The organism is Bacterioplanes sanyensis, assembly GCF_014652515.1.
GTDB lineage: Bacteria > Pseudomonadota > Gammaproteobacteria > Pseudomonadales > Oceanobacteraceae > Bacterioplanes > Bacterioplanes sanyensis.
Window position 1 is genome coordinate 1 of record NZ_BMYY01000007.1, and the last position, 20,625, is coordinate 20,625.

General features: G+C 52.8%; 19 protein-coding genes. 5 read left to right on the forward strand and 14 right to left on the reverse strand.

Annotation, left to right across the window (positions count from 1 at the left end):
* The first annotated feature begins 340 nt into the window (after positions 1-340).
* Together IE090_RS11120 and IE090_RS11125 are read left to right on the forward strand one after the other, a co-directional pair.
* Positions 341-607, forward strand: a complete 267-nt coding sequence (locus IE090_RS11120; RefSeq protein ID WP_189388466.1) for a GNAT family N-acetyltransferase — start codon at positions 341-343, stop codon at positions 605-607.
* A 318-nt stretch (positions 608-925) separates the two neighbouring features.
* Positions 926-1,147 carry a VF530 family protein gene (locus IE090_RS11125; protein WP_094059306.1) on the forward strand — a complete coding sequence of 74 codons (222 nt, stop codon included), beginning with the start codon at positions 926-928 and terminating at the stop codon, positions 1,145-1,147.
* A 13-nt stretch (positions 1,148-1,160) separates the two neighbouring features.
* Here the strand turns inward: IE090_RS11125 and IE090_RS11130 are convergent, their stop codons facing one another.
* Positions 1,161-1,490: a DOPA 4,5-dioxygenase family protein gene (locus IE090_RS11130; RefSeq protein ID WP_189388467.1), complete on the reverse strand. Its 330-nt coding sequence runs from the start codon at positions 1,488-1,490 to the stop codon at positions 1,161-1,163.
* A gap of 187 nt (positions 1,491-1,677) precedes the next feature.
* Between IE090_RS11130 and IE090_RS11135 the strand changes: the two genes are divergently transcribed.
* Positions 1,678-2,847: a MerR family transcriptional regulator gene (locus IE090_RS11135; protein WP_189388468.1), complete on the forward strand. Its 1,170-nt coding sequence runs from the start codon at positions 1,678-1,680 to the stop codon at positions 2,845-2,847.
* Positions 2,848-2,936: 89 nt separating this feature from the next.
* Here the strand turns inward: IE090_RS11135 and amtB are convergent, their stop codons facing one another.
* From amtB to IE090_RS11150, 3 genes are all read right to left on the reverse strand, one after another.
* A complete protein-coding gene (amtB, locus tag IE090_RS11140; protein ID WP_189388469.1) occupies positions 2,937-4,205 on the reverse strand; it encodes an ammonium transporter AmtB in 1,269 nt (422 codons plus the stop codon).
* A 48-nt stretch (positions 4,206-4,253) separates the two neighbouring features.
* Positions 4,254-4,592, reverse strand: coding sequence for a P-II family nitrogen regulator (gene glnK / locus IE090_RS11145; RefSeq protein ID WP_189388470.1), 339 nt, complete (start codon positions 4,590-4,592; stop codon positions 4,254-4,256).
* A 72-nt stretch (positions 4,593-4,664) separates the two neighbouring features.
* Entirely contained in the window at positions 4,665-5,345 is a 681-nt protein-coding gene (locus IE090_RS11150) for a TorF family putative porin (protein WP_189388471.1), read from the reverse strand.
* Between the two features lie 318 nt (positions 5,346-5,663).
* On the opposite strand from IE090_RS11150, the gene IE090_RS11155 reads away from it, so the two are divergent.
* Positions 5,664-5,912 (forward strand): accessory factor UbiK family protein, encoded by a 249-nt coding sequence (locus IE090_RS11155; RefSeq protein ID WP_189388472.1) that lies wholly within the window; start codon positions 5,664-5,666, stop codon positions 5,910-5,912.
* A 45-nt stretch (positions 5,913-5,957) separates the two neighbouring features.
* Here IE090_RS11155 and IE090_RS11160 read toward each other — a convergent pair whose 3' ends face one another.
* The 7 genes from IE090_RS11160 to IE090_RS11190 form a co-directional block, all read right to left on the reverse strand.
* Positions 5,958-6,626, reverse strand: a complete 669-nt coding sequence (locus IE090_RS11160) for a YiaD family glycine zipper/OmpA-like lipoprotein (RefSeq protein ID WP_189388473.1) — start codon at positions 6,624-6,626, stop codon at positions 5,958-5,960.
* 124 nt (positions 6,627-6,750) lie between these two features.
* Positions 6,751-7,449 (reverse strand): urea ABC transporter ATP-binding subunit UrtE, encoded by a 699-nt coding sequence (gene urtE / locus IE090_RS11165; RefSeq protein WP_189388474.1) that lies wholly within the window; start codon positions 7,447-7,449, stop codon positions 6,751-6,753.
* The gene (gene urtD / locus IE090_RS11170) at positions 7,450-8,214 is read right to left on the reverse strand and encodes an urea ABC transporter ATP-binding protein UrtD (protein ID WP_189388475.1); all 765 of its coding nucleotides are present in this window, start codon (positions 8,212-8,214) and stop codon (positions 7,450-7,452) included. It abuts the gene before it with no gap.
* A complete protein-coding gene (urtC, locus tag IE090_RS11175) occupies positions 8,211-9,371 on the reverse strand; it encodes an urea ABC transporter permease subunit UrtC (protein ID WP_229815714.1) in 1,161 nt (386 codons plus the stop codon). Before urtC ends, urtD begins: the two co-directional genes overlap by 4 nt.
* Before the next feature lie 3 nt (positions 9,372-9,374).
* Positions 9,375-11,000 carry an urea ABC transporter permease subunit UrtB gene (gene urtB / locus IE090_RS11180; protein WP_189388476.1) on the reverse strand — a complete coding sequence of 542 codons (1,626 nt, stop codon included), beginning with the start codon at positions 10,998-11,000 and terminating at the stop codon, positions 9,375-9,377.
* A gap of 58 nt (positions 11,001-11,058) precedes the next feature.
* The gene (urtA, locus tag IE090_RS11185) at positions 11,059-12,357 is read right to left on the reverse strand and encodes an urea ABC transporter substrate-binding protein (RefSeq protein ID WP_189388477.1); all 1,299 of its coding nucleotides are present in this window, start codon (positions 12,355-12,357) and stop codon (positions 11,059-11,061) included.
* Positions 12,358-12,553: 196 nt separating this feature from the next.
* Positions 12,554-13,429, reverse strand: coding sequence for a LysR family transcriptional regulator ArgP (locus tag IE090_RS11190; protein ID WP_189388478.1), 876 nt, complete (start codon positions 13,427-13,429; stop codon positions 12,554-12,556).
* Positions 13,430-13,568: 139 nt separating this feature from the next.
* Here IE090_RS11190 and IE090_RS11195 point away from each other — a divergent pair, with 139 nt between their 5' ends.
* Positions 13,569-14,180: a LysE/ArgO family amino acid transporter gene (locus IE090_RS11195; RefSeq protein ID WP_189388479.1), complete on the forward strand. Its 612-nt coding sequence runs from the start codon at positions 13,569-13,571 to the stop codon at positions 14,178-14,180.
* Between the two features lie 20 nt (positions 14,181-14,200).
* Here the strand turns inward: IE090_RS11195 and IE090_RS11200 are convergent, their stop codons facing one another.
* From IE090_RS11200 to atzF, 3 genes are read right to left on the reverse strand one after another with little or no spacing between them, the layout of a single operon-like run.
* Positions 14,201-14,962: a GntR family transcriptional regulator gene (locus tag IE090_RS11200; protein ID WP_268247121.1), complete on the reverse strand. Its 762-nt coding sequence runs from the start codon at positions 14,960-14,962 to the stop codon at positions 14,201-14,203.
* Entirely contained in the window at positions 14,959-18,678 is a 3,720-nt protein-coding gene (gene uca, locus IE090_RS11205) for an urea carboxylase (RefSeq protein WP_189388480.1), read from the reverse strand. Before uca ends, IE090_RS11200 begins: the two co-directional genes overlap by 4 nt.
* 27 nt (positions 18,679-18,705) lie before the next feature.
* Positions 18,706-20,532 carry an allophanate hydrolase gene (gene atzF / locus IE090_RS11210; RefSeq protein WP_189388481.1) on the reverse strand — a complete coding sequence of 609 codons (1,827 nt, stop codon included), beginning with the start codon at positions 20,530-20,532 and terminating at the stop codon, positions 18,706-18,708.
* Positions 20,533-20,625: the final 93 nt, after the last annotated feature.

A 20,625-nucleotide genomic window follows, 5' to 3' on the forward strand; every position in this document is an offset into this window, starting at 1 on the left:
ATAAGTGGATGATACGCTCATCTACCCAAAAGTTACATTATTTTCCGCATGGACCACTAGGGCACCTCTGAATAATTCGGTGCCCGCTCTGGATCGCCAGAGGGCTTCAGCTCACGAAGCCGGTTTGCCGCTCTAGCCAGCTACAGCAAAAAACGGCGACACAGAGCTGGAGTTTTCTGGCGCCCCCCTTCGGGCGCGGGCGGCAGGCTTCCATAACGTCGTTGGCGACGTTGAAAAGGGCTGGCCATTTCCTGCCATCACCGCCTTGTTCTGAAAGCCTGCTGCACTCGCGCAGAGTTGTGCAGAATTATTCAGAGGTGCCCTAGATGAAATCACACCAGTGTTTGATTTGCGCATCAGTAATGAGTGGCGCGGCCATGGCATAGGAAAAAGAGTTCTCAGCTGGCTGACCCATTATGTCTTTACTGAAACAGCAAAACATCGACTAGAAGCTCATACCCGTGCCGATAATATCGCCATGCAAAAGGTGCTAGAGTCAGCGGGCTGGACAAAAGAAGCTCATTACCGCCAAGTATGGCCAACCGACGACGGTAGCTTTGTTGATGCTGTTACCTATGCCGTTTTAAAGCAGGATATCCAGCCATAAGCAAGAGCTAAGCAATTACGAATAATTCGCTGCCTGCTCTAGACTTAGAGCACTGCTGCATATTTCTGCACAGCTCTGCGCGGCGTGTCAGGCTTTCAGGCCAAGGCATTTATGGCAGGGAATGGCCAACGCTTTTCAGCAGCAGCAACGACGTTATGAAAGCCTGCCGCCCATGTCATACTGGAAGCGCCAAAGCGGCGCACCGAATTATTCAGAGGTGCCTTTGCACTCCAAAGCCGGTTTGCCGGCAGTATCTGTTAAACTTCCAACTCTATACTGCCATTCTTGTCACCATACACCCACGCTGGAAAGTCGACCATGAGCCAAGAGCAACCCAATAACCCATTGCACGGGTTAACGCTTGAAAAGATTTTACTGCGTTTGCAGGAGCACTACGGCTGGGATGGCCTGCACGCAGAAGTGCAAATCAATTGCTTTCGCAAAGACCCATCCATTAAGTCTTCGCTGAAGTTTTTGCGCCGCACTCAGTGGGCCAGAGACAAGGTGGAAGCCTTGTACATCAGCACTTTCTGCTCATAACTGCACGCCTTCCTCAGCGCAACGTCTCCAGTTTTAACGCCAATGGCTGCCCCAGCCACAAAGCACCATCGGTATGGGCGTGGTAGTCATCATCGGTCACAGGATGCACCAATACACTCAAGCCCTGGCGGTTTTGCTCTAGCCATTGCACCACCTGTTCGCGGTTTTCAGCCGCAAACACCACCTCGAACATAGGCTTAGTATGTGGCCCGACTTCGCGCTCACGCAGGGTTGAGATGCGCGCACAGGGCAGCTGATCCATCGCCTGCTGATTAACCTGACGTGCCGTATCGATGGCTTCGAGATCAAAATAAACGTGGGCGTGAAAGTCTTCGCGAATCATGTCATGGCCTGAGAACTAAGAAAGCGCCAAAGTGTAACGCCCTACAACCAAGCCTGCATCTAGGGCATCTCTGAATTATTCTGCACAGCCCTGCGCGAGTGCAGCAGACTTTCAGAGGTGCCTTTCATCTGCCTTGACCTGTCTATTGCTTCATAGTTTACGCTGGGTGAATACGTTTGGGGGCACTATGTATCGCATCTCACAGCTGGCCAGCCGGGTCGGTTTATCGCGTTCAGCCTTGTTGTATTACGAGCGCCTAGGGCTGATTCAGGGCCAGCGCGGTAACAATGGCTACCGTTATTACAGTGAGCGTGATGTTCAGCACGTGCTGCTGATCCGCCAGCTACAAGCCGGCGGTCTGACGTTGAGCGAGTGCCAGCATTACATGCACAGCCAGCTGGATAGGGCCTTATTGCAGCAGCGCCTGATGCAATTGGAACAGGAAACTGCGGCCAAGCAACAGGCCCATCAGTTGCTCAGTGCTTTATTAGGGCGCAGCAGCTTGGCCTATTGGCATCACGCACTGGATCAAGTTGCCCCTGATGCGCACTTAGACTGGCTGCAAACCCAAGGTTTCAGCCGCAAAGATGCAATTCAATTGAAATGGTTATCCAAAGATATGAACACACACGATCAATACATGCACGACTTTATGCAGATTTTCTCTGGCGTTAGCCAGTGGGGGCCGGGGTCTCGCGAGGATACGCTGGCAGCGTTGGCAAACGTACCGTTTTCGCCTCAGCAGGTGGTGGATATTGGTTGCGGCCAAGGCCACTCTACCTTGCTATTAGCACAGAATACCCAAGCACAGATTATCGCCAACGATAATGATGAGTCGGCGCTGCAGCGGCTGATGCAAACCGCTGAGCAAATGGGCTTAAACGAACGGATTAAACCCCACTGTGCCGATATGCAGCAGTTGGATCTGGCAAAAGGTCAGTTTGATCTGCTTTGGGCCGAGGGCTGTGCCTACATCGTAGGAGTCGCGCAGGCGCTGCGTTGCTGGTCACCGCTATTGCGGCCTGAGGGCGTATTAGTTTTCAGTGATTTAATTTGGTTAACCGAGCAACCCAGCGATGAAGCCGCCGTGTTCTGGCAGCAAGAATATCCGGCCATGACACATTTAGGTCAGCGTTTAGAGGACATTGCCAATAGCGGTTTCAAACTGCTGCATACCTTCACTATGACAGAGCAAGCCTGGTTTAACTACAGCCAGCCACTGCAGCAGCGTTTGCATGAACTGGAGTCGGAACTAGGTGAGTCGCAAGCCTGGCAAGATATTCAAACCGAGCTGTCGATTTATCAGCACTTTTTAGGCGAGTTTGGTTATCAAATGTTTGTGGTACAAAAGCCATAATGCTGCCACAAAAAAAAGCGGCCCGAAGGCCGCTGAAACTTTTTATCATTATTACTCGCTGCTTTTTCTGGCAGCGTTTATGGGGCTATTTATTTTGAAGCCGTAAACTCTGGGTAAGCTTCCATACCGCATTCAGACAAATCCACACCTTCGTATTCGTCTTCTTCGCTGACACGCAGGCCCATTACTGCCTTGATCACCATCCACACGATCAACGAGGTGACAAATACCCAGGCAAAGATGGTCACGGCACCAATTAACTGGCCAGAGAAGCTAGCACCATCGTTGGTCAGCGGCACCACCAGCAAACCAAACAGACCCACCACACCGTGAACAGAGATGGCACCAACAGGATCATCGATCTTGATTTTATCCAGCGTCAGAATCGACATCACCACAATCAGACCGCCAACAAAACCGATGATGGTCGCCGCCATCGGCGTAGGTGTAGAAGGCTCTGCGGTAATGGCGACCAGGCCCGCCAGGGCACCGTTTAATGCCATGGTTAAATCCGCTTTGCGGAACAACACATAAGCCAGTAACAAAGCGCCAATCAGGCCACCGGCAGCCGCTGCGTTGGTGTTCAAGAAGACCATTGCCACAGAGTTGGCGTTAGCGATATCGCCCAGTTTTAATACCGAGCCGCCGTTAAAGCCGAACCAGCCCATCCATAAAATAAAGGTACCCAAAGTGGCCAACGGCAGGTTAGCACCTGGAATCGCACGCACTTCGCCTTTAGGGCCATATTTGCCTTTACGTGCGCCCAACAAGATCACACCCGCCAGTGCCGCTGCAGCACCCGCCATGTGCACGATGCCAGAGCCAGCAAAGTCAGAGAAACCTAAATCGCCGAGGTTATACAGGCCAAATACATCGTTGCCACCCCAGGTCCAGCCGCCTTCCATTGGGTAAATAAAACCGGTCAAGACCACAGCGAATGCCAAAAAGGCCCACAACTTCATGCGCTCAGCGACGGCACCAGAAACGATCGACATGGCCGTTGCAACGAACACTACTTGGAAGAAGAAATCCGATGCACCCGAGTAAATAGAACCGCCCTGGAAGCCATCTTCACGCGCTGCATAGTCAGCCAATACAGCGGCGCTATCAACGTCACCGATGCCTTGGAGGAAGTAACCGCCGCCATACATGATTTCATAACCACACACCAAGTACATGGTGCAGGCAATGGCAAACAGCGCGACGTTTTTGGTTAAAATTTCGGTGGTATTTTTAGAGCGGACCAGACCCGCTTCCAGCATGGCGAAACCAGCCGCCATCCACATAACTAACGCGCCACACACCAAAAAGTAAAAGGTGTCCATGGCGTACTGAAGTTCATAAATATTGTTTTCCATATTAAGCCCCCCGCATCAGGCTTGATATTGATTGTGACCGAACTGGGTTTAGATTGCGTCTGCGCCGGTTTCACCGGTACGGATACGAATCACTTGATCCAGAGACGTTACAAAAATCTTGCCGTCGCCAATTTTGCCGGTGTTGGCCGCTTTGGTGATGGCTTCGATGACTTTTTCGGTCAGCTCTTCAGTGACCGCCACTTCAATTTTTACTTTGGGTAGAAAATCCACCACGTATTCCGCACCACGGTACAGTTCGGTATGACCCTTTTGGCGACCAAAGCCTTTTACTTCAGTCACTGTGATGCCTTGAACACCGATCTCAGACAACGACTCGCGCACGTCATCCAATTTAAACGGCTTAACCACAGCAGTAATGAGTTTCATAGGAAAACTCCCTTGTTAAATGCTCTGTTTGTTTCATCAGCCCGTGCGGGGGCACGGGCCATTGTATGCCTTTTACATCTCGATAGGCAGGCTGTAGCTAACGACGACTTTCATATCTTCATCGACGCCGGCTTCGCCTTTATCCAGGTCGGCACCCTGATCAATCACCTTACTCAGAGTGAACGCCAGGTTATCGTTATAGGCGTAACTCAAATCCAGGTGGGTGTATTCCGAGTTGTCGTCTTCACTGTGCATTTGAAAACCTAAGGTGACGGAAAAACTGCCCATTTCACCGCCCAAGGTGGCGTAGCTGGCATTTTCATCACCGGCCAACACGTAGTAATAAGAAGCGGATACCGGGCCATAACCTGCAGACACGATGAGGTCGGACGCTTCAAAGGTATTACCACGGCCATTCACGTCATCGGCCCCCGGATAAACATAGGTCCAGGCACTGATGTCGTAGGAAAAGTCCCCCGCTTCACCGCCGTAGCCCAGGTACAGGTCGTACTCTTGGCCCAGCTCACTGTCGCCACTCGAAGCCCACACGCCGCCATACAGGCCGCCCATGCTGGCTGTGATATCACCCGATACCGCCGGCGATCCCTGACCCAGATCCTGGCCGCGCCACAAATACATGTTGGCTACAGCAGCAGATGCAGACACATCGACCTCAGCGGATGCGCTGTGTGCAGGCAGCAAAGCCGCCGACATGGCCGTAGTGAGAGCGATGGCTTGAGACAGTTTTTTCATGGTTTTCCATCCTTCAGTCATTATGAACAGCGAAACTCGTCGTTCCCGGGTGCACCGGATTATTCTTTGTCGAACTGATTGCTGAACTCATTGCAGCGCTTGTGCCAGTTTTTAAAAAATACGAACAATCAATGACTTACGCGACGCAAATGGTCTAAGCCCCAGAAATGACGGCCCAAATAAGAGCAGAGTCACTATAAGAGCACTAAATAAGTGCAGCTAAATTTGCATAGCTGCACCAAAACAGGGAGCCGTCCTGCTCAGCGCCGCAACAGCGCGCATGTTAAGATGGCGCCTTTGAAATTATGCGGAGCTCCAATGATGAAGCCTGAGTTTGTTAGTCAACGCCTGCAGGAGTTATTGCAGCAAACGCCGTTCGCCGCCCTTGGCGAAGATATGCAACAGTTACTGCAAGCACGCTTGCAAGCCATGCTGGCCAATATGAATTTGGTCACGCGGGAGGAGTTTGATGCTCAATGCGATGTGTTGGCCCGCACTCAGGCCAAGTTGGTAGAGCTGGAGCAACGTTTGGATGCGTTGCAAGCAGAAGACAGCCCGAAACAGTAACAGGCTGAGTAGCCGCGGCCCAACCGCGGCTTGCCCCAATAGCAATTATTGCGTCACCGGCACCAGGGTGATTTCTACCCGACGGTTTTGCTCTTTACCGGCTGCGGTGGCATTGCTGGCGATGGGTGAACGCTCACCAAAGCCTACGGTTTCCAGGCGCACGGATTTAATGCCACGGCTCTTCAAATAAGCCGACACTGACTGCGCGCGCTGTTCCGACAAACGCTGGTTGGTGCTTTCAGAGCCGACGCTGTCGGTATGACCCGCCACCACCACTAGGGTACGGTCGTACTCTTTGATCACCAAGGCAACAGAATTCAGCACTTCATAAAAGCTTGAAGCCACGGCCGAGCTGCCGCTCGCAAAGGTGATGTTGCCCGGCATAATCAGGTTGACGTTGTCGCCATCACGCTCAACTTTTACCCCAGTGCCCCGCAGTTGCTTGCGTAATTTGGCTTCTTGCGCATCCATGTAATAGCCAATGCCGCCACCGATGGCCGCACCGCCCGCCGCCGAGGCCAGAATGCGCTGATTGCGCTTTTTCACGTCTTTTTCATCACGGTTATCCAGATAAGCCGCCAACACGCCAACGCCGGCACCAATGCCCGCGCCGATGGCGGTTTTGGAGGTTTCTTTCTCGCCCGTGTACGGGTCGTAGGTAGCACAGCCAGTAGCCAACGCTGCGACGGATAAAGCAACCATCAGTTTTTTCATAACATCTCCACAGGGTTACATCGTGCGGGCAAATCGCGCCCTTCAAACCCTGCAGAGTAAAACAGCGTTATATGACAATGCTACTAACCAGAGCACATCTGGACATTTATATGCAAAGTCGATATCAAATGGCCAGCAAGGTCCGTGCTTGCTCGGACTGTTTCAATTCATGACCCGGCCCGGCAGCCACCACGCGGCCGCGCTCAAGAATAATAAAGTCATCGGCCAGCTGGGCAGCAAAGTCTAAATACTGCTCGACCAACACAATCGCCATATCGCCTCGATCTCGCAGCAGCTCAATCACGGCTTGAATGTCTTTAATGATCGACGGTTGAATGCCCTCGGTTGGTTCGTCCAACAACAGCAAGCGCGGCTTTAATAACAGCGCCCGGGCAATGGCCAGTTGCTGCTGCTGACCGCCGGATAAATCCCCGCCTCGACGCTTAAGCATTTGCTGCAAGACCGGAAACAGCGCAAATACTTCCGGGTCGATGCGACGCTGGGAGCGTGGCAGTGCAGAGAAGGCAGTTTGCAGGTTTTCTTCCACCGTTAGCTGGGCAAAAATATCACGCCCTTGCGGCACATAGGCAATGCCATTGCGCGCGCGCTGGGCCGCGGACTGCCCCACCAATAGTTGATCGCCCCAGCGAATTTGGCCATTTAATGGCGCTAAGTGGCCCGCCAGGGTTTTCATCAAGGTGGTTTTACCGACACCATTGCGCCCCAGTACACAAGTGACTTTGCCCACACCGGCCTGCATGGAGACATCGTACAGCGCCTGGCTGGCACCGTAGGCCACGTTTAAATGATTGACTCGTAACATTTAGCGCCCCAAATACACATCAATGACCTTGTCGTTGGCTTTGACCGACGCCAGCGACCCTTCCGCCAACACACTGCCTTCATGCAACACCGTGACGCGACACTCCAGCGCGGCAATAAAATCCATATCGTGTTCGACCACCATTAATGAATGATGCTGCGCCAGAGTTTTAAACAGCTCGGCCGTTTTCATGGTTTCTTCATCCGTCATACCGGCGGCAGGCTCATCGATTAATAGCAGCTGTGGTTGCTGGCCTAATAACATGCCAATTTCTAACCATTGCTTTTGGCCATGAGATAAATTACCTGCGAAGGTATCCAGCCGTGCCGTCATATCAATGAGCGCCAGAATGTGATCAAGTTTGTCCTGTTGCTCAGCCGTTAAACGATGCCTCAATGCTTGCCAAACAGAGCGGCCACCGCGCAAAGACATTTCTAAATTTTCAAACACCGTCAAACTTTCGATCACACTGGGTTTTTGAAACTTACGGCCAATGCCCAAATTGGCAACGGCCGCTTCGTCGTAGCGCGTCAAATCATGCTGATCGTTAAATAATACAGTGCCACAGTCGGGCTGTGTTTTGCCGGTGATAACATCCATCATGGTGGTTTTACCGGCACCGTTGGGGCCAATAATGGCGCGCATTTCACCGGGCTCAATGCACATAGACAGTGAGTTTAATGCCTTAAAACCGTCAAAACTGACGCTGACACCGTCCATATACAAAACACTGGGCTGCTCAATATGTTTGGGGGCGATGCTCATAGGCAATCCTCCTGGTGCACTAGGTCACGCTGCTGGCGATACCTGTGCCAGCGCTGTTGCAGTGGCGGCCATAGACCGATAACACCGCGCGGCAGATACAAGGTGGTCAATACAAATAAGCCGCCCAGCAAAAACAGCCACAGCTCGGCAAAGGCACCGGTAAACCAGGTTTTGGCATAATTCACCAACACTGCACCGATCACCGCGCCATACAAACTGCCACGGCCACCGACGGCGACCCAGATAATAATTTCAATGGAAAATATCGGGGCAAACTCACTGGGGTTAATAATACCGACTTGCGGTACATACAAAGCACCCGCGACACCGGCCAGCATGGCCGAAACCACAAACACAAACAGCTTGTAATGTTCGACTCGATAGCCCAGAAAGCGGGCTCGCGATTCACTGTCGCGAATGGCCACCAATACCCGCCCCAGTTTGGAGGCTGTGATCACTCGGCTGATCACATAGCCCAGCATCAAAGCCAGCGCCGAGGCAATAAACAAGCCCGCACGTGTGCCATCAGACTGTAAATCAAAGCCTAAAATATCTTTAAAGTCTGTTAGGCCATTATTACCGCCAAAACCCATATCATTGCGGAAAAAGGCCAGCATTAAGGCATAGGTCATGGCCTGGGTAATGATCGACAAATACACACCGCTCACACGTGAGCGAAACGCCAATGCACCAAACACAAATGCCAAGGTGCCTGGCACCAATAAGACCATTAGCATAGAGAATGCAAATGAATCGAAACCCAGCCAATACCAAGGTAACTCTTGCCAGTTTAAAAACACCATAAAATCAGGCAGCTCTGGGTTGCCGTACACCCCACGATCACCGACTTGGCGCATGAGATACATGCCCATGGCGTAGCCACCCAGTGCAAAAAAAGCACCGTGACCAAGGCTTAAAATTCCGCAATAGCCCCAAATTAAATCAACCGCGATCGCCAGCAAGGCATAGCATAAGTATTTACCCAGCAAGGTCATGGTGTAGGTGGATATATGCAGCACTGATTCCGCTGGAAATAGCAAATTGCAAAATGGCACCACGATGGCCAGTACAGCAATGACCAATAATAACCGTCGACCATTTTTGTCTTGTGTCAGCAGCCTAGTAATAGGGCCCATGTGCGTCGCTTGAACCGGCATACGTTAGCCCTCCACCGCTCGGCCTTTTAAGGCAAAAAGCCCGCGTGGCCGTTTTTGAATAAACAGTATGATAAATACCAGCAGTAATATTTTGGCCAGTACCGCCCCTGCAAAGGGCTCGATGACCTTATTCGCCACCCCTAGCGACATGGCTGCAACTAAGGTGCCCCATAAGTTGCCCACACCTCCAAACACCACCACCATAAAGGAGTCGATAATGTAGGCTTGGCCCAAGTTAGGCCCCACATTAGTGAGCTGGCTGAGCGCAACGCCAGCAATACCGGCAATGCCCGACCCTAACCCAAAGGTCAGTGCATCCACCCAACCGCTGCGAATGCCCATCGAGCTGGCCATTGGCCGGTTCATGGTCACAGCACGCATTTGCAAGCCAAATAAGGTGCGCTTCATTACCCACGCCAGCAGCACCAATACCAACAAGCTGAAAATAATGATGTAGAGGCGATTCCAAGTCAGCTCTAAGCCAGGATTGAGCATAAAGGTGCCGGCCATCCACTCTGGCGTCGCCACTTCACGGTTTAATGGGCCAAAGATGCTGCGCACCGCTTGCTGCAAAATCAGGCTAATACCGAAGGTGGCTAACAAGGTTTCTAATGGCCGACCGTAAAGGTGGCGAATCACACTGCGCTCAATCACGACACCGACCAAGCCGCTCACTAAAAATGCCGCCGGAATAGCGACCAGCAGGGACACCTCACTGCCCGCAGGCATCAGCTGTTGGACCAAATAGGTGGTGTAGGCGCCCAGCATAATCATTTCGCCATGGGCCATATTGATCACGCCCATCACGCCAAACGTAATGGCCAAACCAATGGCCGCTAACAGCAATACGGCTCCAAGTGATAAGCCAAAGTACAAGTCTCTGGCATAGCCGTTGAGTTGTTGCAACTGATCGATCGATGCCAGTGTTTTTTGCACCAGCTGATATTCACCAGCTTGCAACGGATTGCTGGCATCAAGACGACCTTGATGTTGAACTAACGCCACTCGAACTTGAGGATACAAAGAGCGCTGTAACGTTTTAATGGCTGCTAAGCGTTGTGATGAATCGGCACTGGTTAGCTGCTGCAGCGCTGCGACCAAACCTAACACCTCGGCAACGGCTGGTGAAGATTCCTGCGCGATAAGCGCTTGCAAGCGGGATGCGTCAATGTCCTGTGGCGATTTTAATAATTGCTCCGCCGCTAAGCGACGTTGCTGATCACTGCCCGATGACACTTCCATCAACGCCAGTTCAGAGCTGAGTGTTCTGCGAATGGCATTATTAATGCCGATTTTATCAAAATCACGCTTTTGTCGCCGGCTTTCGATAAGCAAGCTTTCATCGTAAAAAAAGGCCTGAATACGCTCGCCCGGCTTAAAGCGTTCAATCACAAACAAGCGTTGATCAGACTCTCGGCTGTAGAGCGAGTTACTGGCCAATGCCTCTAATAAAGGCTTTTTACGCTCCGCAGGAAGTTGCGCCATCTGACTGATTAAGGCACTTTTTTCATCATAAGAAGCAACGGCCAGTTGCTGCGCTAAGCGCTGCAATGTCAGATCGGCTTCGGCCAGTTGAGCCTGAGCGCTCCAACTGCAGCATGCTAGGCAGAATAATACGAAAATACGCATGGCTGATATCCATTCATTAACCCGCCAGCCAGCAATTGCTGGCTGGCAAAATAGCGGCTTATTCCGCTGCTACTGCGCTACCACACGTTTTGCTAACGATGTTGTAGTTGCCGCAGTTGATGGGGGCAGTCCAATCGGCGACGATATTTTTTGACTCAGGTAGAAAGTCTGTCCAAGCATCGCCTTTTATTTCGCCATCCGTCTGCCACACGATATCAAACTGGCCGTCGGCCTGAATCTCACCGATCAACACCGGCTTCGATAAGTGATGGTTTGCGTTCATGGTCGCCATGCCGCCAGTCAGGTTGGGTACCGTCATGCCGTACATGGCCTGGCGAACTTTATCTACGTCAGCAGAGCCTGCTTTTTCCACGGCTTTGGCCCACATAGAAAAGCCGATGTAAGTGGCTTCCATTGGGTCATTGGTGACTCGGCTGTCGTCGCCCGTATAGGCATGCCATTGGTCGATAAAGTCGTAATTGATATCGGCATCGGCGCTTTGAAAGTAGTTCCAGGCTGCTAAGTGGCCCACCAAAGGTGAGGTATCAAAGCCGGATAATTCTTCTTCACCGACAGAAAACGCGACCACAGGAATATCCTCGGCACTGATGCCCTGGTTCGCTAGCTCTTTATAAAAAGGCACATTCGCATCGCCATTGACGGTAGAAACCACTGCAGTTTTTTTACCGGCGCTGCCAAAGCCTTTGATATCCGACACAATGGTCTGCCAGTCACTGTGACCAAAGGGGGTGTAGTTGACCATAATATCGGCGGCGTCTACGCCCTTGGATTTTAAATAACTTTCCAGAATTTTATTGGTGGTACGTGGGTATACATAGTCGGTTCCGGCCAATACCCAGCGCTTAACGCCCACTTCCTTCATTAAATAATCAACCGCCGGAATGGCCTGCTGATTAGGCGCCGCACCTGTGTAAAAGACATTGCGCGATGACTCCTCACCCTCATACTGCACCGGATAAAACAGTAAACCGTTCAGCTCTTCGATTACCGGCAATACGGATTTACGCGATACGGATGTCCAGCAGCCAAAAATGACGTCCACACCCTCTTTAGCCAACAGCTCACGCGTTTTTTCGGCGAACAGCGGCCAGTTAGAAGCGGGGTCGACGACCACCGGCTCCAGTTTTTTGCCTAACAACCCGCCTTTTTTATTTTGCTCTGCCACCATCATTAACACGGTATCTTTTAATGTGGTTTCAGAAATGGCCATGGTGCCCGACAGTGAATGCAGTACGCCGACCTTAATGGTGTCTTCGGCGTTGGCCAGGCTGATGCCGGCGGCCAGGGTAGTCACAGCGAAGAGTTTGCTAGCACGGGTGAGAACAGCTTTTTTCATCGGACTTTCCTCATTGGTTGTCATGTATACAAGGTTGAGTGCAACCCATATACCAACTAACCTCCGCCGGCATAAAAACCCGATATTTCAAATAATTAGCCAGATAAATTGCGAGAAAAATCAGCCAAATAAAAAACACCATGCACTGTCACAGCAACATCAACAGCAGCTTTGCTAGCAAACAGTGCATAAATGGTTAATCACAACAAAGGGACTGCCGCGCGACTGCGACCACCGCCTGGCGTAGCTCGGCCAAAGCCGGACTTTCGGTTTGCCAATAATGCCAATACAGCGGCACATCCATTTGATAGCCAGGCACTAAGTCACACAGGCTGCCGTCGTTTAATTGCTCGCGCACTTGCAACTCAGGCATCATGCCGTAACCCAGCCCAGCCAGCGCTAAATTAACGAACCCCTGTGACGATGGGCACACGTGATCGTATTGCGGCTCACCCATGCCTTGCGCCTGCAAGAAGCGATGCTGCAAGCGATCGTCGGCGCTAAAAATCAGACAAGGAATTTCATCCAATGCACCGCGTTTTAGCCAGTCGGAATAGCGTTGCTTAAACGCTGGACTGCACAAGGCGCGGTAGCGAATATGACCCAATGGCTGTGCCAGCCCGCCATTAACCGGCTGCTCACTGGCACAAATACAGGCCATTACCTCACCGTTTTTCATGCGTTTAAGGCCAACGTCCTGATCTTCGACGACAAAATCAAAGTCCATGCGCTGGCTTACCTCAGCACTGGCCAGCGCCCCCGCCAACCAGGTATCGATGGAATCTGCATTAACGGCCAGCCGCACCCTCAGCCGAACATGGGCATCGGCCTCTGCGTCCAGGGCCTGCTCCAACTGTTGCACCTGTTGCAGATGGTTAGCCAGGCGCTGGCCCAGGTCGGTGGGTCTGGGCGGACTGGTGCGCAACAGCACTGGCTGGCCCAGTTTAAATTCCAACTGGCGAATGCGCTGACTGACCGCAGACTGGCTGATGTTAAGGCGCTTGGCGGCGCGCTCGAAGCCACGCGCTTCAATCACGGCGACCAGAGCCTGCAGTGCGGGGTAATCTAGCATCAGTTTTACTTATATATGATTAGATTTATGAGTTGGACTGATAATAGCCGTAACCGTATCTTGGCGCGACTTCGTTGCCCAAACATAAGCTCTGAGCCAATGCTCTATTGCAGACTGGCGCTGCCAGCAGGAACACCCAATGACCGACACCTTGTCGACCATTCTCACCGGCTATGCCGTTACCATCAGCTTGATTGTCGCCGTCGGCGCACAGAATACCTGGGTATTAAATAAGGCCCTGCGTAACCAGCACCCGTGGACGGTGGCGGCGGTCTGCATTGCCATCGACATCAGCCTGGTATCCCTGGGGGTATTTGGGTTGGATTACATTCAGCAAATCATTCCCGGCTTAGTGCCGGTATTGACCTGGCTGGGTATTGCGCTGCTGATTTATTTAGCCTTGCAGGCGTTCTTCCGCGCTTGGCAGGGGGATGGCGACGGCTTAGTTGCCGCGGGGGCTGAGCCACTGGGCAGTGCCTGGCGCACGGCGGGTCAGGCGTTGGCCATTTCGCTGATTAACCCGCATGTGTATTTGGATACCGTGGTATTGATTGGCAGTGTCGGCGCGCAGCAAAGTGCGCCTGCGTTATTTATGCTCGGTGCCGGCAGCGCCTCGGCAACTTGGTTTATCTTATTGGTAGCCGGCGCCAAAAAATTGCGTACTTGCTTAACCTCTGCGCGCCATTGGCGGGTGATGGATACGGTCACGGGCTGTATTTTGTTATTGGTGGCGATGAGTTTATTACCCTAATTGAATCTGCGAGGCGCTTTTTAGGGCGCCTGAATATTTATGTTATAGCGACTCTTAGCCAGCTGAATACGGTGCAAGGTTATTTTACGCACCGTGTTCTTGCTCACTTCAATATGATGTTTCAGTTCAGCGACAGCTGCCTCTGCTTTCGCCTGGCGCAATAGTTCAATAATGCCGCTGTGCTCATCATAAGTCGCTTCTATGCGCCCCTCTTTGGTAAAGTCGAGGCGGCGAATAATGCGCAAACGCTCACACACATCTTTATGAATCGCCGCCATTTCCTGATTGCCCGCCAGCTCGACCAACTCAAAATGAAAACCTTCATCCAAGCCGGCCATCGTTGAGCTGTCACTTAAACGCTCTGCTGGCTCGCAGCACCAGATACTGGTCAGATTGGCTAATAGAGCATCGCGCTCTTGATAGGCACATATGCGCCTAACGGCTTCAGACTCGAGTAAAATGCGCACGTCGTACAGGTCTTCAAAATAGCGAAAATCAAATGGCCGCACCTGCCAGCCGCTGCGAAAGTGAACCTGCACATAGCCGTCACGCTCCAGTCGATACAGGGCTTCACGCACGGGTGTACGCGATGCCTGCATGCGAGCGGCGATTTCGCTTTCACTAAAGCGATCGCCGGGCAATAACTGAAAGTCGAAAATGTCCTGCTTTAATTGCAAATAAATACGCTCGGCTAGGTTTTTTGGCCGTGCTGGTTTTTTACTTTCGGCTTTTTCATTTGCAGGCATTTCTTTATTTGGGCTTTGTTCTTCTACGGCATTCATACCAGCACCTCCTGCTCGGCTGGCTCAATGCTAAGTACCGCATCCCCTGGTTGCACCGCCATACCTTCTTCACAACACAAGGTAGCAATGGTGCCATCCATCGGCGCCAAGATTGGAAACTCCATTTTCATGGCTTCGACAATCAATAGAACATCGCCGGCTTTTACTCGCTGACCTGGTTGCACCTCCAGCTTCCAGATATTGCCAGCAATATCGCTGTGCACCGCTTCGCCATCTAGCTCTACGGAAGCAATGCCCTGCGCTTGCTCTTTCACCGCACTAAAGGCATCACCGCTGTTCCAGTGCTCTACTTCTTTGGCAAAGGCGGCTTGTTGCTGTTGCTTAAAGGCACGGATGCTGTCGTCGTTGTTTTCTAGAAACTTCTGATATTCAGCCAGGCTAAAGTCTTCTTCGGTAATACGAACATTCAGTCGCCCTTCTCTAAAGGCTTCACGCTGCTGGGTGAGCTCTTCTTCGCTGACTTCGTAGTAGCGCACCTGATCAAAAAATTTGAGCAGCCAGGGTTCACCAGCGGCAAACTGTGAGTTTTTCAGATATTTATTCCAAATCGGTAAGGTACGCCCCACCAGCTGATAGCCGCCTGGGCTGTCCATGCCATAAATGCACATATAAACACCGCCAATGCCCACCGTACCTTCGGCGGTAAAGGTGCGAGCTGGATTGTATTTTGACGTTAATAAGCGATGGCGCGGGTCGACCGGCACGGCACAGGGCGCCCCTAAATACACATCGCCTAGGCCCAGCACCATATAGCTGGCGTCATAAATAATGCGCTTCACGTCATCACGGCTATCCAAGCCATTAATACGCTGAATAAAGTCGACATTATTAGGCAGCCAGGGCGCTTTTTCCTGCACCGATTGCTGATACTTGGCCACGGCATCTAAGGTGGCGCTGTCTTCAAACGCCATCGGCAAATGCACCACCCGAGTTTTAAGACTCATATTGCGGCTATCGGGCAAACTGGCTTCGGTGTCCAGCAAGGCCTGCATTAAATCCTGCTGATGAATGACCCGGCTATCATAACGAATTTGCAATGAGCGCACGCCCGGCGCCATTTCTTCGAGGCCAGCAATCCCACGCTGCTTCAGTGCCTGCATTAATGCATGGATACGAAAGCGAAAGCTTAAATCCAGCGCCACAGGGCCGTATTCAATCAATATGTATTTATCACCGGCTTGGCGATACACAGCTTCTGGCCTGCCCTCGCTGGCCGGTAATTGCGCCAAAATGGTGGCCGACGCGGTATCGCCAGGCTCTAAACTTGGCTGTCCGAACCTGGATTGTGGCTGGCCGAACTTGGCTTGCTCATTGGCTAGCTCACTAAATGGCCGTAAGGTTTCAATCGCCTGATCAATGCTCTGCTCTTGTGCCAAGGCCTGCTCAAAGGTCATGGGCACAAAGCGAATGCGATCGCCGGGTTTTACCTGGCCCACCTTCCATAACTCGCTTTGCACTATGGTCACTGGGCAAACAAAACCACCGAGGCTAGGGCCATCGTGGGTCAAAATCACCGGCATATCGCCCGTAAAATTAATCGAGCCAATGGCGTATTCACAATCGTGAATATTGGATGGATGCAGGCCCGCCTCGCCACCATCCTGGCGAGCAAATTCAGGCTTAGGACCATTGAGACGAATGCCTAAGCGATTGGAGTTGTAGTGAACTTCCCAGTCGGTGGTTAAGAACTGCTGTATGGAGTCTGAAGTGAAAAAGTCCGGCGCCCCATGGGGGCCGTACATCACACCGATTTCCCATACTGCTCCGCCTTCCTCGCTGTGTGGATAACTGGGAATCAATTCGGCAGGCGCAGCTTGAGCTGGATATCGCGGCGCTGGAGTCGTGCAAGCCGCAATGCTGGCATCGGAAATGGCGAGCATATCGCTGGCGCGCAAGGTACGACCACCGTGGCCGCCAAACTGGCCCAACGCAAAGGTAGAACGGCTGCCCAAATATTGCGGCACATCCAAGCCGCCACGCACCGCTAAATATTGCCGACAGCCCTTTTCAACCTTGCCCAGTTGTAATGTCTGCCCGGCTGTTACCGCAATCGGCTGCCACAGTGGCACCGGCGAGCCGTCTAAAAGCGCCTGGCTACTGGCACCTGTGAGCGCAATCACGGCATCGCTATGAAACATCAGTTCAGGGCCAATTAACGTGGTTTCCAACGCCGCCGCACTGGCATGGTTGCCAACCATGCGATTGGCCAAACGAAAGGCATAATCGTCCATCGGTCCTGATGGTGGCACGCCGATGTCCCAATAGCCTTTGCGCCCAGGGTAGTCTTGCACACTGGTATAAGTGCCGGGTTTCAACACTTCGATATGACGCGGCTGATACCCAAACGACTCCAGCGCGCGCGTGCTTACCTCGGCTGCCTGAAACTGCGGCCAGGCGATAATCTGGCGTAAATAATCCAAGTTGGTGGCAATGCCCGCCAGCGAGGTGTGATCCAACGCGGTTTGCAGCTTAGCCATGGCATCGATACGATCCTCGCCATGCACAATCAGCTTGGCCAGCATAGGGTCGTACAAGGCGCTCACTTCCGTGCCACTGCTAACCCAGGTGTCGACGCGTACATGGGTGTCTTGCGGAAACTGAACATGCGTTAGTACACCGGGGGCCGGCTGAAAGTTTTTCAGTGGATCTTCGGCATAGATGCGCACCTCAATGGCCGCGCCTTGTATGCGAGGGGCAGACGCGGTGGCGCTAGAAAAGCCCGCCATTTGTTCCGGAGTCGTGCCGCTCGCCAGCTCGATCATCCATTGCACCAGATCGATGCCCGTGACCATTTCCGTCACTGGATGCTCAACCTGCAAACGGCTATTCACCTCTAGAAAGTAAAACTCGTCGCGCTGTTGGTCATAGATAAACTCCACCGTACCGGCATTGCGATAATTAACCGAGCGGCCCAAATCGATGGCGGCCTGATGCAGTGCTTGGCGCGTCGCTTCAGGTAAATTAGGCGCTGGCGTTTCTTCCACCACTTTTTGATTGCGCCGCTGCAGCGAGCAGTCCCGCTCACCCAGGGCCACCACCTGACCCTGTCCGTCGCCAAAAATCTGCACTTCGATATGGCGGGCACGGGCGACAAAACGTTCGATAAATACGCCGCCATCACGAAAGTAGTTTTCGCCCAAACGCCGAGTCGTATCGAAGGCGTCACGCAGGGCTTGCTCATCGTCGCAGCGCGTCAGGCCAATGCCACCGCCGCCGGCGGTCGACTTCAGCATAATGGGATAGCCAATCTGCTGTGCCGCTGCTAACGCCTGTTCGAGATTATCCAGCAGGCCTGTGCCGGGCGTAAGCGGCACACCCGCTTGCTGACACAACTCTCGCGAAGTGTGCTTTAAACCGAAGTCACGCATTTGCTGCGGTGTTGGCCCCACAAAGACCAGCCCCTGGGCTTCGCATTGCTCGGCAAAGTCGGCGTTTTCACTCAAAAAGCCGTAACCCGGAATAATGGCCTGGGCACCGCAATCGAGTGCCAGCTGCAAGATGCGCTCGCCCTGCAAATAGGTATCGGCAACACTGCCTTCGCCCAGGCTATAGGACTCATCGGCGCAACTAACATGAGCGCTGTTGCGGTCGGCCTCGGCATAAATGGCGACGGATGCTATGCCCATGCGTTTGAGTGTGCGGGCGATGCGCACGGCAATTTCACCGCGGTTGGCAATTAAGACTTTGTTAAACATGGCTATCTCCTTGTCTGGGCGGTGAAATCAACGTTGTTTGGTCGACAGTTGCGCTATGTATGCTCTCCAGCCACCAAAGTGGCTGATGTCGGTGGCGCTGGGCACAGCGGCAGGCTCGCAGATAAAGCCTTTAACTAAACGGCCATCGGCCAGCTCTAACGTGCCTATGCCTAGTGGCTGGGGGATTTCGGCAACAAAACTGCCAAACGCCGCCAGATTGAGGCGCCACAGCTCAACCATGATGCTGTGGCCGGCCTCACCTTCTGCTGCGCGCACCAGGCCAGGCTTAGGCGGTGTGGTGTTGGCTAAGGCGTATAAACGGTAATGACTGGCGGTGTGGGTTTGCTCCAGTAGCTGAGCGTGGCGACTGGTGAGCTGATGATTCAGCGGCATGCCGGTTAAATGCGCACCGACCACGGCCAACACCACAGTTTGCTCTGGCCGCACATCCAGCAAAGCAGGCGCAGAAGGCAGGGCCAGCTCGGCTTGCCAGTGCTGAGCAAACTGCAGCAATGCCGACTCGCTAAAGGCCGGTGCAATCAATGTAATGCCAAAGGGCAAACCGTCAGCGCGCAAGTGAGCCGGCACTGCCAGCGCAGATAAATCGGCCAAATTCACAAAGTTGGTAAAGGTGCCTAAGCGGCTGTTGATCTCTATCGGCTCGCTAGTCACCTGAGCTTGGGTTGGCAAGCATGGTGTGGTCGGCACCCACAAGGCATCAACCTGTTCGAATACTTGTTGAATCTGCCGACTCAGGGCCTGGCGCTGATATTCGGCGTTAAAGGCATGCACGGCCGAAGCCTGATCGCCTTCGCCAATAATGGCGGCCACCACCGGATCTAAATCGGCCTTGCTGTTAGAGCGAATAAACTCACCAACCGCGGCAAAGCGCTCGGCCACCCAAGGGCCCTGATACAGCAGTTCAGCCAGCTGCAGCATGGGGCTGAAATCGATGGTCTTTAGACGGTAGCCAAGGCGTTTGGCTTGCTCGCACGCCTGTTCAAACGCCTGCTGCTGATAGTCATCGCCAAACCAGTCGATTTGCTGTGGCACTGCTAGGGTTTTAACCTGTTTTTTATCGGTCGCGGCCAAGGGGCGAGCATAACTGTCTTCGCCGTCGTACTGAGCTAACACCTGGTAGACGCTATTGGCATCCTGGCTGTTCAGGGCAAATACCGAAATACAATCAAGACTGCGACAAGCTGGCACCACTCCACGTGTGCTGATCACACCGCGACTGGGCTTTAATCCCAGTAAATGATTAAAACCTGCCGGCACCCGGCCAGAACCTGCGGTATCCGTACCCAAAGAAAACGCCACCTGACCTCGTGCTAATGCCACCGCCGAGCCGGAGCTGGAACCGCCGCTGATGTAATCAGAGTTAAAGGGGTTGGCTACCGCACCGTAAGGCGAACGCATGCCCACTAAGCCAGTGGCAAACTGATCAAGATTGGTTTTTCCCAGCACAATGGCACCGGCTTGCTTCAACAGCGCCACGGCGTGGGCATCCTGCGCGGGCAGGTAAGCAAAGCTTGGGCAAGCTGCCGTGGTGTTAAAACCCACGACATCAATATTGTCTTTAATGGTGCAGGGCACTCCGTATAGAGGCAGCAGGCTGATATCACCCAACTGCTGCAAACGCTCTTCTAATTGCTCCAGCTGTTGTTGTAACTGGGCCTCACTGGCCAGACTGATCCAGCTGCTGCCATCGATACGCTGACCATTCGCAAATTCACTTTGCTCAATACTGGCGCGCAGTGCTGCCAATAATTCCGCCGGGCTTTGGCCCTGACGATAAGCCTGCAGCCAGTCGTTGATCGACCATCCCAATGGGGTTTGAAAATCCGTTGTCATCGTTGTCGCTCTCGTCACATCCGCTGTGTGCGGAATTGAATTCAACCTTGTATACAAGTGACAGAGCGATGAGCGTGCCAACCCAGTTTTGGC

Excerpts from the sequence above, each read along its gene's own strand:
- IE090_RS11125 (WP_094059306.1), top strand. The coding sequence starts at position 926 with ATGAGCCAAGAGCAACCCAATAACCCATTGCACGGGTTAACGCTTGAA.
- IE090_RS11130 (WP_189388467.1), bottom strand. The coding sequence starts at position 1,490 with ATGATTCGCGAAGACTTTCACGCCCACGTTTATTTTGATCTCGAAGCC.
- IE090_RS11135 (WP_189388468.1), top strand. The coding sequence starts at position 1,678 with ATGTATCGCATCTCACAGCTGGCCAGCCGGGTCGGTTTATCGCGTTCA.
- amtB (WP_189388469.1), bottom strand. The coding sequence starts at position 4,205 with ATGGAAAACAATATTTATGAACTTCAGTACGCCATGGACACCTTTTAC.
- glnK (WP_189388470.1), bottom strand. The coding sequence starts at position 4,592 with ATGAAACTCATTACTGCTGTGGTTAAGCCGTTTAAATTGGATGACGTG.
- IE090_RS11150 (WP_189388471.1), bottom strand. The coding sequence starts at position 5,345 with ATGAAAAAACTGTCTCAAGCCATCGCTCTCACTACGGCCATGTCGGCG.
- IE090_RS11155 (WP_189388472.1), top strand. The coding sequence starts at position 5,664 with ATGATGAAGCCTGAGTTTGTTAGTCAACGCCTGCAGGAGTTATTGCAG.
- IE090_RS11160 (WP_189388473.1), bottom strand. The coding sequence starts at position 6,626 with ATGAAAAAACTGATGGTTGCTTTATCCGTCGCAGCGTTGGCTACTGGC.
- urtE (WP_189388474.1), bottom strand. The coding sequence starts at position 7,449 with ATGTTACGAGTCAATCATTTAAACGTGGCCTACGGTGCCAGCCAGGCG.
- urtD (WP_189388475.1), bottom strand. The coding sequence starts at position 8,214 with ATGAGCATCGCCCCCAAACATATTGAGCAGCCCAGTGTTTTGTATATG.
- urtC (WP_229815714.1), bottom strand. The coding sequence starts at position 9,371 with ATGCCGGTTCAAGCGACGCACATGGGCCCTATTACTAGGCTGCTGACA.
- urtB (WP_189388476.1), bottom strand. The coding sequence starts at position 11,000 with ATGCGTATTTTCGTATTATTCTGCCTAGCATGCTGCAGTTGGAGCGCT.
- urtA (WP_189388477.1), bottom strand. The coding sequence starts at position 12,357 with ATGAAAAAAGCTGTTCTCACCCGTGCTAGCAAACTCTTCGCTGTGACT.
- IE090_RS11190 (WP_189388478.1), bottom strand. The coding sequence starts at position 13,429 with ATGCTAGATTACCCCGCACTGCAGGCTCTGGTCGCCGTGATTGAAGCG.
- IE090_RS11195 (WP_189388479.1), top strand. The coding sequence starts at position 13,569 with ATGACCGACACCTTGTCGACCATTCTCACCGGCTATGCCGTTACCATC.
- IE090_RS11200 (WP_268247121.1), bottom strand. The coding sequence starts at position 14,962 with ATGAATGCCGTAGAAGAACAAAGCCCAAATAAAGAAATGCCTGCAAAT.
- uca (WP_189388480.1), bottom strand. The coding sequence starts at position 18,678 with ATGTTTAACAAAGTCTTAATTGCCAACCGCGGTGAAATTGCCGTGCGC.
- atzF (WP_189388481.1), bottom strand. The coding sequence starts at position 20,532 with ATGACAACGGATTTTCAAACCCCATTGGGATGGTCGATCAACGACTGG.